14 protein-coding genes are annotated in these 12,152 nt (G+C 62.6%); 7 read left to right on the top strand and 7 right to left on the bottom strand.

Going from position 1 to position 12,152, the window contains the following annotated elements; genetic code table 11:
* Positions 1-156: 156 nt before the first annotated feature.
* Both der and NLY42_RS29180 read right to left on the bottom strand, forming a co-directional pair.
* The gene (gene der / locus NLY42_RS29175; RefSeq protein ID WP_023668490.1) at positions 157-1,587 is read right to left on the bottom strand and encodes a ribosome biogenesis GTPase Der; all 1,431 of its coding nucleotides are present in this window, start codon (positions 1,585-1,587) and stop codon (positions 157-159) included.
* A 76-nt stretch (positions 1,588-1,663) separates the two neighbouring features.
* Positions 1,664-2,326 (bottom strand): tetratricopeptide repeat protein, encoded by a 663-nt coding sequence (locus NLY42_RS29180; protein ID WP_023754074.1) that lies wholly within the window; start codon positions 2,324-2,326, stop codon positions 1,664-1,666.
* Between the two features lie 193 nt (positions 2,327-2,519).
* Here NLY42_RS29180 and NLY42_RS29185 point away from each other — a divergent pair, with 193 nt between their 5' ends.
* Positions 2,520-3,524: a polysaccharide deacetylase family protein gene (locus NLY42_RS29185; protein ID WP_023756380.1), complete on the top strand. Its 1,005-nt coding sequence runs from the start codon at positions 2,520-2,522 to the stop codon at positions 3,522-3,524.
* 26 nt (positions 3,525-3,550) lie between these two features.
* On the opposite strand, the gene sbmA is transcribed toward NLY42_RS29185, so the two are convergent.
* From sbmA to NLY42_RS29200, 3 genes are all read right to left on the bottom strand, one after another.
* Positions 3,551-4,819: a peptide antibiotic transporter SbmA gene (gene sbmA / locus NLY42_RS29190; RefSeq protein WP_023687099.1), complete on the bottom strand. Its 1,269-nt coding sequence runs from the start codon at positions 4,817-4,819 to the stop codon at positions 3,551-3,553.
* A 115-nt stretch (positions 4,820-4,934) separates the two neighbouring features.
* Positions 4,935-6,092, bottom strand: coding sequence for a YbfB/YjiJ family MFS transporter (locus NLY42_RS29195; RefSeq protein ID WP_023754073.1), 1,158 nt, complete (start codon positions 6,090-6,092; stop codon positions 4,935-4,937).
* Positions 6,093-6,173: 81 nt separating this feature from the next.
* Positions 6,174-6,389 (bottom strand): hypothetical protein, encoded by a 216-nt coding sequence (locus NLY42_RS29200; RefSeq protein ID WP_023668495.1) that lies wholly within the window; start codon positions 6,387-6,389, stop codon positions 6,174-6,176.
* A gap of 94 nt (positions 6,390-6,483) precedes the next feature.
* Here NLY42_RS29200 and NLY42_RS29205 point away from each other — a divergent pair, with 94 nt between their 5' ends.
* The 3 genes from NLY42_RS29205 to NLY42_RS29215 all read left to right on the top strand — a co-directional run bounded on the left by NLY42_RS29205 (position 6,484) and on the right by NLY42_RS29215 (position 9,115).
* Entirely contained in the window at positions 6,484-7,398 is a 915-nt protein-coding gene (locus NLY42_RS29205; protein WP_023754072.1) for a LysR substrate-binding domain-containing protein, read from the top strand.
* Positions 7,399-7,484: 86 nt separating this feature from the next.
* Complete coding sequence (locus tag NLY42_RS29210; RefSeq protein WP_023754071.1) at positions 7,485-8,741, top strand: aminopeptidase; 1,257 nt, start codon at positions 7,485-7,487, stop codon at positions 8,739-8,741.
* A gap of 17 nt (positions 8,742-8,758) precedes the next feature.
* Positions 8,759-9,115: a DUF488 domain-containing protein gene (locus NLY42_RS29215; RefSeq protein ID WP_023716129.1), complete on the top strand. Its 357-nt coding sequence runs from the start codon at positions 8,759-8,761 to the stop codon at positions 9,113-9,115.
* Between the two features lie 136 nt (positions 9,116-9,251).
* Here the strand turns inward: NLY42_RS29215 and NLY42_RS29220 are convergent, their stop codons facing one another.
* Positions 9,252-9,599 carry an ArsC family reductase gene (locus NLY42_RS29220; protein WP_023754070.1) on the bottom strand — a complete coding sequence of 116 codons (348 nt, stop codon included), beginning with the start codon at positions 9,597-9,599 and terminating at the stop codon, positions 9,252-9,254.
* 164 nt (positions 9,600-9,763) lie between these two features.
* Here NLY42_RS29220 and NLY42_RS29225 point away from each other — a divergent pair, with 164 nt between their 5' ends.
* Both NLY42_RS29225 and NLY42_RS29230 read left to right on the top strand, forming a co-directional pair.
* A complete protein-coding gene (locus NLY42_RS29225) occupies positions 9,764-10,120 on the top strand; it encodes an ArsR/SmtB family transcription factor (RefSeq protein WP_023687094.1) in 357 nt (118 codons plus the stop codon).
* On the top strand, positions 10,117-10,596 hold the full coding sequence (locus tag NLY42_RS29230) for an SRPBCC family protein (RefSeq protein ID WP_023668501.1): 480 nt from the start codon (positions 10,117-10,119) through the stop codon (positions 10,594-10,596). Before NLY42_RS29225 ends, NLY42_RS29230 begins: the two co-directional genes overlap by 4 nt.
* Positions 10,597-10,687: 91 nt before the next feature.
* On the opposite strand, the gene NLY42_RS29235 is transcribed toward NLY42_RS29230, so the two are convergent.
* Complete coding sequence (locus NLY42_RS29235) at positions 10,688-11,041, bottom strand: nuclear transport factor 2 family protein (RefSeq protein ID WP_023754069.1); 354 nt, start codon at positions 11,039-11,041, stop codon at positions 10,688-10,690.
* Between the two features lie 187 nt (positions 11,042-11,228).
* Between NLY42_RS29235 and NLY42_RS29240 the strand changes: the two genes are divergently transcribed.
* Complete coding sequence (locus NLY42_RS29240; protein WP_023668503.1) at positions 11,229-11,933, top strand: SOS response-associated peptidase; 705 nt, start codon at positions 11,229-11,231, stop codon at positions 11,931-11,933.
* The last annotated feature ends 219 nt before the right edge of the window (positions 11,934-12,152 follow it).

A 12,152-nucleotide genomic window follows, 5' to 3' on the forward strand; every position in this document is an offset into this window, starting at 1 on the left:
ATTGGATCTCGCGAATGCTTTCGCCAATTTTCAACGTTGCAAGAGAGGCTCCAAAGACGAAACGACTGATCTCCCCCCTTGCGGGGGAGATGCCCGGCAGGGCAGAGGGGGGTGCTGTCCCGCCAATCTTGCGGAGAATTCCGCAACCGTCATCGCTCACTTGCGCTTGTTCGCTCTCCCCGCGAACGGGTTGTCCGAAGTCCGCAGCGCTATCCGGATCGGCACGCCGGGCATGTCGAAGGCTTCGCGCAGGCTGTTGGAGAGGTAGCGCACGTAGGATTGCGGCATCGCGTCGGGCCGCGAGCACTGGACGACGAAACCCGGTGGCCGGGTCTTGGCCTGGGTGACATATTTGACCTTGAGCCGGCGGCCGGCGACGGCGGGTGGCGGGTGATGCGCCAGAATGCTTTCCAGCCAACGGTTGAGCTTGCCGGTGGAAACGCGGCTGTTCCACACCTTGTGCGTCTTGATGACGGCATCCATCAGCTTGTCGAGGCTGCGGCCGGTCTCGGCCGAAACCGTCACCGCCTGGATGCCGCGCACCTGCGGCAAAAGCCGTGTGGTCTTTTCGCGCAGTTCCGTCAGCAGTTCCTGCGGATTGTCGATCAGGTCCCATTTGTTGAAGGCGATGACCGGCGCCCTGCCCTCGCGGATGATCAGGTCGGCGATCTGCAGATCCTGCTTCTCGAACGGGATGGTGGCGTCGAGCACGATGATGACGATCTCGGCAAAGCGGATGGCGCGCAAGCCGTCCTGCACCGACATCACTTCCAGCTTCTCGTGGATCCTGGCCTTGCGGCGCATGCCGGCAGTGTCGAACAGTTTTAGCCGGCGGCCATGCCAGTCCCAGTCGACGGAGATGGAATCGCGGGTGATGCCGGCTTCCGGGCCGGTCAGCAGCCGCTCCTCGCCGATCAACGCGTTGATCAGCGTCGACTTGCCGGCATTGGGCCGGCCGACGACGGCGATGCGCATCGGCTTGGTGTCGTCATAGGCGGGTTCGGCGTCGGGATCGGTGATGTCCTCGCCGATCAGCACCTCGCTGGCGGCGACGTCCTCGGCCTCGTCTTCTTCCTCGCCGAAGGCGCGGTCTTTGCCCAGCGCCTCGATCACCGCGTCGCGCAGATCGGGCATGCCCTGGCCGTGCTCGGCCGAGACCGGGATCGGCTCGCCCAAGCCCAGTTCCCAGGCTTCCAGCATGCCGCCCTGGGCGCCCTTGGCCTCGGCCTTGTTGGCGACCAGCACGACCGGCTTGCCGGACTTGCGCACGATTTCGGCAAAGGTGCGGTCGTCGGGCAAAAGCCCGGACTTGGCGTCGATGGTGAAGAAGATCAGGTCGGCTTCGCGGATCGCGATCTCGGTCTGCGCGCGCATGCGGCCGGGCAACGTCGAGGCGGCGGCGTCTTCGAAACCGGCGGTGTCGATGACATCGAAATGCAGATCGTAGAGTTTGGCCGCGTGGACGCGACGGTCGCGGGTGACGCCCGGCGTGTCGTCGACAAGCGCCAGCTTCCGTCCCACCAATCGGTTGAAAAGCGTCGATTTGCCGACATTGGGCCGGCCGATAATGGCGACTTTGAAGCTCATCCGGCTATCCATATCATCGCCCAAACCGCAGCGCGCCCTTGGGTCAGGCCCGAGGGCAGGCTTTGGGCGATGCGTATCATGACGCGCCCGAGCCGCGGATCAATTCCGACATCAGCGTCGCCCGCTGGCGCGCGTTGCGCGGGGCGCCGTCATCGGCGGCGATCTGGTCGAACAGTTTCAGCGCATCCTGGGTCTTGCCTTCCTTCCAGGCGGCAAGGCCGAGCGCTTCGCGCGCTGTGTGGCGCAGCGTGTTGTTGTCGGCGGTCAGCGCCTCGACGCGGCTGGAGACGTCGGCGAAGGAGCCGTGATCGACGAGCAGCAGGGCGGCCCGCAGGCGCGCCATGTCGCGAATGCCCTGCGGAATGGCGGTGTCGGCGGCGACGCCATCGAAATCCGTAGCGGCGGCGGCAAAGTCGCCCTTGTCGGCCTTGACGGTTGCGGCGCGCATACGGGCGAGCAGTGGATAGGCGCCGTAGCCATCCTTTTCCAGCTGTTCGAGTGCTGTCAGCGACTCGTCGCTCTTGCCGTCATTGGCAAGCTTCAGCGCCTGCGAAAACGCATCGCCCGAGCGGTTGGCGCGGGTCTCGTCCCAATAGCGGTAGCCGACGAAGGCAGCGGTGCCGAGCACCACCAGGACGGCGAGGACAAGGATCGCCGGGCCGAAACGATCCCAAAGCACCTGCGCCTTTTCGCGACGGATCTCGTCGTTGACTTCGCGGATAAAACTGTCGTCGGACATCAATCAAAACCATTGCTGCCCCAACAGGGGCGCTTCTTGAGCCCGCGTTTTAGCGAAATTTCGCGGGCATGGAAGGGGCTCGGCAGGAAAATCGGCTAATCGCCGGGCGCATAGCTCCCGACATTGATCGCACCCACGCCACATTTTGCCGATAGCCGGCTTGGACTGCCTCCAGATCAAGCCCAGATTGCCGATGCCACGTTTGTCCCGCGTTGTTGCGTTTTCCTCAGCCGTGCTTGGCATGGCGGGCACTGCTTTCGCCGACCCGCCGGCGCCGCCTGCCCCGGCAAAGCCGAAGCAAATCGTCATCATCTCGTTCGACAGCGCCCGGGAGATCTCGCAATGGCAGCGCAGCCGGGCACTGGCCAAGCGCACCGGCGCGCATTTCACCTACTTTCTGTCCTGCGTGTTCCTGTTGTCGCAGCAGACGCGCGCCGAATACACCGCGCCGGGCAAGTCCGCGGGCAAATCCAACATCGGTTTTGCCGCCTCGAAACAGGAAGTAGCCGATCGGCTCGACCAGATCGGGCTTGCCGCGGCGGAGGGCCACGACATCGCCAGCCATGGCTGCGGCCACTTCGACGGCAAGGACTGGAGCAAGGCCGACTGGCTGAAGGAATTCGCCTCGTTCGGGCACATTCTGGAGAACGCCTATGCGATCAACGGCATTGCGCCCGAGCCGGCAGGCTGGCGCGCTATCGCCCATGCCGTTGTCGGCTTTCGCGCACCCTACCTCTCGACCGGCAAAGGTCTCTACGAGGCCCTGGCTGAAGCCGACTACCACTATGACGCCAGCGGCGTTTCGAATGGCCCGGTCGAGCCGCCGACCGGCGGCGGCCTGACCCGCTTTTCGCTGCCACAGATCCCGGAAGGCCCGAATTCAAGGCCGGTGATCGCCATGGACTACAATCTCTATGTCCGGCATTCCGGCGGCTTCGAGCGGCCGAGCCAGGCAGCCGAGTTCAGCGATCGGACCTACCAGGCGTTCCGCGCCGCCTTCGACAAGCAATATCAGGGCAAGCGCATCCCGCTGGTGCTGAGCTTCCATTTCACGCTGATGAATGACGGCGCCTACTGGAACGCGCTGGAGCGCTTTGCCGACGAGACGTGCGTGAAAGCCGACGTCGAATGCATCAGTTTTCGCGATTATGTGCAGCGGCAACGTGGTAGCGAGAGGCAGGCGGCGGTGGGCGGCTGAGCCGCCAACCGTCTGTGCAAATAGGATCAAGCCGGGTCGGGTTCCTTTGCCTGTTCCTGACGCTCCATGAAGTGGCGGTCAATGTCGGGCAGCGGCTCGCCGCGAATCGTCGCCTCGAAGGCGCGAAGGCGCTTGTGAACTGACAGAAGCTCGACAATCGTCGACCAAGAATTGACGAGATACTGGAATGAGTTGGTTACCTGACTGAAGGCTGAACTGACCTGGTTGATGAGACCCAGCGTCAGCGTTCCAGCGATCATGGAAGGCACCATCAGGAAGTAGGAGAAGACGTTGTTGGTCTGAAGATAAAGATAGCGGACCACGTTGAAATACACATAGTGGAAATACAGGCGAAAGTAGTTTTGCCGCACACTCGCAAACAGCTCCGCGACGGTCTGCGGCTGCGCCCGGGCCGGATCGTCCTCACCGTAGACGAGTTCCTTGCGATATGCTGCCTCGACGCGCTGGTTACGAAACTGCAAGCCAGGAAGCTTGATGCCTGCGGTCGCAATGATGACTGTACCGAAGACTGCCCAGAAGATCGCAGCCAAAACCAGCGGCTGAGGAACATGACCGATCAATGGCAACTCTGTGACATGCTTAGAATAACTGAGCAGGATCGGCATGAAAGCGATAAGCGTCATGATGGAATCGACGAAGCTAGTGCCAAGGTCTTCCATTATCTTGGAAAACCGCATCGTGTCTTCCTGCACACGCTGTGCAGCGCCCTCAATATGGCGCAGCTTCGGCCAATAGGACATGTAGTAATTGTTCATCGCAGTGCGCCAGCGAAACACCCAGTGGCTGACGAAGAAGTTTGTCAAAACGAACACGGTAACCGCGACAAGAGCGATACCGAGGAAAGTGATTATTTGAGCGTAAAGATCAGCCTCGGTTGCCTTGACCGTTTTGCTAACGATGCCCTGAATGAGGTCCCAGAATGGTCCATACCATGCGTTGATCGCCACGCTTACCTGCACCTGAAAGTAGGTCGTGAACAGGAGCAGCGAACTGCCGAGGATAGACCATTGGTCCCACGGGTGCGGAGAATACCAGTGCCAGAAGCCATAGAATATCAAAACGCCAAGCGCATAGTAGATGTAGAACCAGAGGAACGGAGGCGACCAGAACACCGAGACGCCTATGATGGGCGGCGCGTCGGCAAGAGCCGGAGGCAAGCCGAGAAACGCGCCAAGCTGGTCAGCACCGAGGAACCAGGCTGCCACGAGAACCGCAGTCCAGACGACGGCCGAGATGAAAAACAGCTTCGGCTGCGGGAAGAAGGATACGAACACTGTGGTGAAATCCTCGGTCGGTGCGCAAATCAGCGGGGTTCGGCGGGCATAAAGTCACACATTAGGTGGAAAGCAAATGCCCGTACCCGATGCCCGGCATCGAGCAAGACCACAATCATGGCGATTTTGGCGCGGCCGACCAGGTGATCCCAGCAGATACCAGCAATACGCCAGCAGCGACGATCGAGGCCAGGAAGAAGTTGCCCGAGGCTTGCGCCAGCAGTCCGGCGACGATCGGGCCGACGATCTGGCCGATGCCGAAGGAAGCGGTCATCAGCGCAAAAATCCGGCGCGGCGCCTCCGGCACGAGCTGCCTTGCCGTCTGCAGGCCGAGCGCGGTGATGGCGATGAAGGTGCCGCCGAGCAGGACGCCCGCCAGCAGCGGCCCGGCGGTGCCGCCGATGGCGACGCTGGCGGTGACGCCGACCACCTCGACCAGGCAGCCCACGGCATAGGCGGTATAAAGCCCGATCCGTGCCGCTACCTTCTGCCACAGCCAGACCGAGGGAAAGCCGGCAAGGCCGGTGACCATCCAGACGCTTGCCTCGAAGACGCGGCCGCCGCCGCCCTGGCGCACGATGGCGACCAGGAAGGTCGCCGTCACCACATAGCCGAAGCCGAACAGGCCGTAGGCAACGATGACTTTTGCCAACGACCGGTCCCTCGGCAGTGCCGGTTCGCGGTCGGCCACGCCGCGGCCAGGTGCGGTGCCGCCGGCGAGCAAGGCGACCATCGCAAGGCCGCCGGCGGAAATCGCTGCCGACCACAGCCAGCCCGAAGCCCAGCCGGCATGTTCGGTGACCAGAACCGCCATCAGCGCTGAGGATGCCGCGATGCCGAGGCCGACGCCGCCGAAATGCAGCGCCTGCAGGTCGCTTCTGTTGGCGGCTGCCAGGTGACCGAAGACGATCGAGGCCATGAACACCATGACGAAGGCGCTGGCGAGACCGGCAAGGAAGCGGAGGACGACAAAGGCGGTCATCGTCTCACTCAGCCCCATCAGGGCGGCGAGCGCAGCACTGGCGGCAAGGCCGCCAAACATCAGCAGGCGCTCGCGCCCATGCGCCCAGCCGCCTGCCGCCGCAAGCGCGCCGACGAGGTAGCCGAGATAATTGGCCGACGCGATCCAGCCGGCATCGGCCGGCGACAGATGCAGTTCTTCCATCATTCCGGGCAGGATCGGCGTGTAGACGAAACGGCCAATGCCCATGGCGACGGCCATGGCGATCATGCCAGCGAGAGCAAGGCGCAAGGGTGATGGAGCGGCGTTCATTGCAGCGCACCATAGAATTGGCGACCGATGAAACAATCCGCTTTGTGTTGGGCCAGCGGGCGCGACTAACGCCCCCGCATCTCAGCCGCAGCCGACCGCCCCGGTCTCGTAGGCGGTGCGGCGCGCCGTCAGCCGGAACGGGATATCTCCGAGTTCGCGTTCCGACATGGTGTCCAGCACCGGATGCGACAATGGGTCGGTAACCCAGTCGATGACATCGCCGCCGTGCATCCCATCATAGCGGTCCGGCCGGAGGCCGGCAGCGGCTAAGATCTTGAACAATGATACGATCGTCATCCTCGCCTCCTCGGTCTGACTGTCCCACTAAAATCTGCCTTGTCGGGCTGTCTTTCAATTGAGATTTCAGCCGCGCCGGTTTAGAAAAACTGGAATGGCTATGCTGAACCGCGTCCATCTCAACGGCCTGCGCGCCGTCGAAACCGTCGCCCGCCTCGGCTCGCTGGCGGCCGCTGCCGGCGAGCTCAACGTATCCGTCAGCGCCGTCAGCCAGCAGATCAACCGCACCGAAAAGCAGCTTGGACAGGCGCTGTTCGAACGAACGGCGAGCGGGCTGGTGCTGACCGAGTTCGGCACGGTTTTTTCCGCCCGGCTGGGCGCCGGTTTTCGCGAGCTGGCGCAAGCGGTGGCGCTGGCCGACGAGGCAAGCCAGTGCACGCTGGTGGTTTCGGTGGCGCCGGCCTTCGCTTCGAAATGGCTGCTGCCGCGATTGTCGCGGCATTTCGACCGCCATCCCAACGTGCTGCTGCGCATCGACGCCTCGGTGCGGCTGGCCGATCTCGAGCGCTCCGACATCGACATCGCCATCCGGCTTGGCGACGGCAAATGGCCGAGCGGGCGGGCGGAGCTGCTTCTGGCGCAGGAAGTCTTCCCGGTCTGCGCGCCGGTGATCGCCGAGAAACTGAAATCGATCGAAGACCTCGCGCAGACCTGCGCCATCACCGACGAGCGGGCGATGATCAACTGGGAGAGCTGGTTCAAGGCTGCCGGGGCCGAGCCGGTCAGCTTCCGCAAGGGCGCGCGCTTCACCGACCCGATGCTGTGCCTGGAATCGGCGATCGCCGGCCATGGCGTCATGCTCGGCTGGCAATTGCTGGCCGCCGATGCGCTGGCCGACGGCCGCCTCGTCGCGCCTTTCGGCGTGCGGGCGCAGAGCGGCCTCGGCTACTGGCTGGTGACCTCGGCGACCAAGACCGAAAGCCGCAAGGTGCGCGATTTCAAGATCTGGATCCGCGAGGAAATCGCGGCGACCGTGGCGCAGTTCAGCGCGCTGGAAAGCGCTGCCTAGGGCTGTCCGTCGCGACAGTGCTGGAAAGCACAGCCGCGCCGATCTATGTTGGAAGCTTCACCCCCTAGACCAAGACAGGCAGGATCATGACCACACATTCGCGCGGCGTTTCCGCAACGATCGACCCGGTGAAGCTCGACAGGCTGGCGGAAGTCGCCATCAAGGTCGGGCTGCAATTGCAGCCGGGGCAGGATCTGGTGCTGACCTCGTCGATCGCAGCCCTGCCGCTGACCAGGCGCATCGTCGAGCACGCTTACAAGGCGGGCGCCGGGCTGGTAACGCCGATCTTCAACGATGACGAGATCACGCTGGCGCGCTTCCGCTACGGGGCGGATACCGGCTTCGACCGCGCCGCCGGCTGGATGTATGAAGGCATGGCGAAGGCCTTTTCCAACAATGCGGCGCGGCTTGCCGTGCGCGGCGAGGACCCGTCGCTGTTGTCGGCGCAGGACCCGGCGAAAGTGGCGCGCGCCAACAAGGCGAACTCGATGGCCTACCAACCGGCGCTGGAAAAGATCACCGGCTTCGACATCAACTGGAACATCGTCGCCTACCCGGATCTCGCCTGGGCCAAGCAGGTCTTCCCCGGCGATGCCGACGATGTCGCCGTGGTCAAGCTTGCCGATGCGATCTTTTCGGCATCACGGGTCGATGTGGAAGACCCGATCGCAAACTGGACGGCGCACAATGCAGCGCTGCGCGGCCGCACAAAGTGGCTGAACGAGCACAATTTCCATGATCTGCATTTCAGCGGCCCGGGCACCGACCTCACCGTCGGGCTGGCCGATGGCCATGAATGGATGGGCGGCGCCTCGACTGCCAAGAACGGCGTCACCTGCAATCCGAACATCCCGACCGAGGAGGTCTTCACCACGCCGCATGCACGGCGCGTCTCCGGCCATGTCTCCTCGACCAAGCCGCTGTCCTACCAGGGCACGCTGATCGACGATATCTCGGTGCGCTTCGAGGACGGCAGGATCGTCGAGGCCAAGGCTTCGAAGGGCGAGGACGTGCTGAAGAAAGTGCTCGACACCGACGAGGGTTCGCGCCGGCTCGGCGAGGTGGCGCTGGTGCCGCATTCCTCGCCGATCTCGGCCAGCGGCCTGCTGTTCTTCAACACGCTGTTCGACGAGAACGCCGCCTGCCACATAGCGCTCGGGCAGTGCTATTCAAAATGCTTCGTCGACGGCGCCTCGCTCAGCCAGGACGAAATCGCCCAGCGCGGCGGCAACAAGAGTTTTATCCACATCGACTGGATGATCGGCTCGGACAAGATCGACATAGACGGCGTCCACGAGGATGGCCGCAAGGTGCCGGTGATGCGCAAGGGTGAGTGGGCGTAAAGTTCGCGGAGGGGCGGATGGCCTTCGACTTGACGGTCAAGCGAATTTACGAAGCACCCGCGCCCGATGACGGGCAGCGGGTGCTGGTCGATCGCATCTGGCCGCGCGGCGTCAGCAAGGAGGATGCCGCGCTGACGCTGTGGCTGAAGGACATCGCGCCGAGCGATGAATTGCGGAAGTGGTTCGGACATGAGCCGGCGCGGTGGGCGGAGTTTCAGGTGCGGTATTCGGTCGAACTGGATGGGAATAGCGAAGCGGTGGCGCAACTGCGTGGCTTGCTCGGCAAGGCCAAGGTGACGCTGCTTTATGGCGCACATGACGAGGCGCATAACAATGCGGTGGCGTTGGCGGGGTATTTGCGCGGGACGGGTTGAGAGACAGCGAACCGCTGCATACGCCGCAAGCGAAAGCCTTCACAGTTAGCGATCGCCCCACGCGTTCGTCATCCTCGGGTCTGCGCTGCGTCGCTTCGCTCCTTGCTACGCCATAGGCTGACGAGGCAAGGCTACGCTACTTCACCACCCCTTCATAAGCCTTCGGCTTGAACCCCACCAAAATCTCATCCCCGACCTCGAGCACCGGGCGCTTGATCATCGTCGGGTTGGCCAGCATCAGCTTCCTGGCCTTCTTCTCGTCGAGCCCTTGCTTGTGCTTGTCGGGCAGTTCGCGGAAGGTCGTGCTGCCCTTGTTGAGCAGCTTTTCCCAGCCAACCTTGCCGATCCATCCATCCAGTCTGCCCACCTCTATCCCCTCGGCCCGGTAGTCGTGAAAACGGTAAGGCACATCGTGGCCCTCCAGCCAGGTGCGCGCCTTCCTGATCGTGTCGCAGGTGGTGATGCCGTACATGGTGATCGTCAAAACGCACTTCCTTGGGCTGGTGGTCGAATCCGCCGGACAGCCTAAAACCGTCCTTCCCGCTTTGCCAGCACCCCGGTCACATCAGCCCATTTTTAGGGCTTGCCAATACTAAGGAATTTTCCTAAGTATCTTTCCATACCCGTCGACGGACCTCAGGATCGCCCATGCCAAGCCTCCACGCCCCAACTACAAGTCTCCCGCCGATCGACGGCATCTTCCGCGCGCTGGCTGACCCGACGCGGCGGCGCGTGGTCGAGCGGTTGAACCGCAGTCCCGCCTCGGTCAGCGAGTTGGCGCAGCCTTTCGAGATGGCGCTGCCTTCCTTCATCGAGCATCTGAAAGTGCTGGAAGGCTGCGGACTGGTGCGATCGGAAAAAATCGGCCGCACCAGGACCTATCAGCTGGCGCCCGAACCGCTGCAGCTCGCCGAAAACTGGCTGGCCGAACAGCGCACGCTGTGGGAGCGCCGACTCGATCAATTTGACGCCTATGTGATGAGCCTCAAGGAGCAAGAAAAGTGAGCTATCCCTTCAAGCCCGACCCCAGACTGGACCTTGTGCTGGAGCGCAAGCTCGACGCGCCGCGCGAACTCTTGTGGAGCGCGATGACGGTGCCGGAGCATGTCAAGCAATGGTTCACGCCCAAGCCCTGGCTGATCACCGATTGCGAGATCGACCTTCGTCCGGGCGGACTGTTCCGGACGCGCATGCAATCGCCCGACGGCAAGGAGGTCAACGACCGCCATTGCTGCTATCTCGAGATCGTGCCGAACGAGCGGCTGGTGTGGACCGATGCGCTGCTGCCGGGCTATCGGCCCTCGGGCGAGCCCTTCATCACCGCAGTCATTTCGCTTCAGTCGGATGACAAGGGCACGCGCTACACGGCAACGGCCATCCATCGCGACGAGGCTACCCGCAACAATCATGAAGAGATGGGGTTCTTCGACGGCTGGGGCACGGTGGCCGATCAGCTGGCGCAGTATGTGAAGACCATTTGAGCTTTTCCCACTGCGGCCAGGACTTTGTCCCGGCCGCCTGGTTTTTGGGTCGTGCAGCGAAGCGCGCGCCGGAACCCGACGGCACCCGGGCTCAGTAGTAGAAGCGCTCTTCGGTGATCTTGCCGTTCTTGACCGTGTACAGGCCAACCTCGTCCATGGTGACCCGTTCGCCGGTGGCCTGGGGCGTTATGTCGAACTTGAAGCGCACCGCGAACTGGTCGCCGTTGACATAGGGGCCTTCGACAGAGCCGCCATGGACTTCGTGGTTCGCTTGCCACCATTCGCCCTTTTGCCTGAGAGCCTCCTTGCCACGGGCGATGGCCATCGGCCCCTCCATGGCTTCGAGGCTGACGATATCATCGGCATTGTACTTTTCACCAGCACCCAGGTGATCCCCCTGCTGGAGCATTTCGGTGAAATCCTTGGCAACATCCGCGATGGTCATGTGTGTTCCTCCTGTTCAGACTGGTTTGAAGTAGGGAAGCGCTTGCCGGCCCGCCACCTTTACCCGCACGACAGCTGACACGGTGTGTCAGGACGATGGATATAGCGCGGCTGTGTGACGACGATTGCGGCGGCGTCGGACAGCGACTTCGGTTGCAGACAAAAGCCAATTCCGCAATGCTGGGTGCATGTGCAACCTCTACAACATCACGACGACGCAAGAGGCGGTCCGCCAATGGACCCGCACATTGCACGATATCAGCGGCAACCTCGAACCTTCGCTTGATGTCTATCCCAATCAACCTGGGCTTGTCGTTCGCAACAGGGCGGATGGGGAGCGTGAACTGGCGAAACTGCTTTGGGGTTTGCCAACGCCGCCCGAGCGCATGAAAGGTAAGGCCGACTACGGCACCACCAACGTTCGCAATCCGCAATATTCGCACTGGCAGCAATATGTGGGGGTCGAGCACAGATGTGTCGTGCCGGTGACCAGCTTTGCCGAGCCCAGCCCTGCGGCGAACGATAAAGACCCGGAAACAGGAATCCAGCGAAATTACTGGTTTGCCCGTGGCGAGAGCCGGCCGTTGTTCTTCTTCGCTGGTTTCTGGACGTCTTGGCAGGGCGTGCGAAAGGTCAAGGACGGTCCCGGCGACTTCGAGCTATACGCCTTCATGACCACCAAGCCTAATGCTCTCATTGCGCCGATCCATGAGAAGGCTATGCCCGTGATCCTCACCACGCCGGAGGAAACCGAGGCTTGGCTGACGGCGCCATGGTCGAAAGCACGGCATTTGCAGCGGACGGCGCCCAACGACGCGTTGGTGATCGTTGAGAAGCCAGCCACACAGATCAAGTTCCCACCACAGGCCCCGGCCCAAGGGTCTCTGTTTTAGCCCGAAATCGGCTCTCCTCAATCGTCGTCTCGCCAGATTACCCGGCGAACCATGCGGATTTCGACAAGACGTCTGACGCGAATTTTAAGGCGTTCAGCAGCGCTTGGCAGAATGATGCCTGCATCGAGCTCACGACCTTTGCAGCGCTCGCACCGCATGTGCCGCTCCACATCCCAAAAGGGGATATCACCAACCAGCTTTGCGAGATCGCCAGGCAGA

The sequence above is a fragment of the Mesorhizobium sp. C372A genome, assembly GCF_030323245.1.
GTDB lineage: Bacteria > Pseudomonadota > Alphaproteobacteria > Rhizobiales > Rhizobiaceae > Mesorhizobium.

Bases quoted from the DNA above. Each gene is read 5' to 3' on its own strand.
- der (WP_023668490.1), bottom strand. From the start codon at position 1,587: ATGAGCTTCAAAGTCGCCATTATCGGCCGGCCCAATGTCGGCAAATCG.
- NLY42_RS29180 (WP_023754074.1), bottom strand. From the start codon at position 2,326: ATGTCCGACGACAGTTTTATCCGCGAAGTCAACGACGAGATCCGTCGC.
- NLY42_RS29185 (WP_023756380.1), top strand. From the start codon at position 2,520: ATGCCACGTTTGTCCCGCGTTGTTGCGTTTTCCTCAGCCGTGCTTGGC.
- NLY42_RS29195 (WP_023754073.1), bottom strand. From the start codon at position 6,092: ATGAACGCCGCTCCATCACCCTTGCGCCTTGCTCTCGCTGGCATGATC.
- NLY42_RS29200 (WP_023668495.1), bottom strand. From the start codon at position 6,389: ATGACGATCGTATCATTGTTCAAGATCTTAGCCGCTGCCGGCCTCCGG.
- NLY42_RS29205 (WP_023754072.1), top strand. From the start codon at position 6,484: ATGGCTATGCTGAACCGCGTCCATCTCAACGGCCTGCGCGCCGTCGAA.
- NLY42_RS29210 (WP_023754071.1), top strand. From the start codon at position 7,485: ATGACCACACATTCGCGCGGCGTTTCCGCAACGATCGACCCGGTGAAG.
- NLY42_RS29215 (WP_023716129.1), top strand. From the start codon at position 8,759: ATGGCCTTCGACTTGACGGTCAAGCGAATTTACGAAGCACCCGCGCCC.
- NLY42_RS29225 (WP_023687094.1), top strand. From the start codon at position 9,764: ATGCCAAGCCTCCACGCCCCAACTACAAGTCTCCCGCCGATCGACGGC.
- NLY42_RS29235 (WP_023754069.1), bottom strand. From the start codon at position 11,041: ATGACCATCGCGGATGTTGCCAAGGATTTCACCGAAATGCTCCAGCAG.
- NLY42_RS29240 (WP_023668503.1), top strand. From the start codon at position 11,229: ATGTGCAACCTCTACAACATCACGACGACGCAAGAGGCGGTCCGCCAA.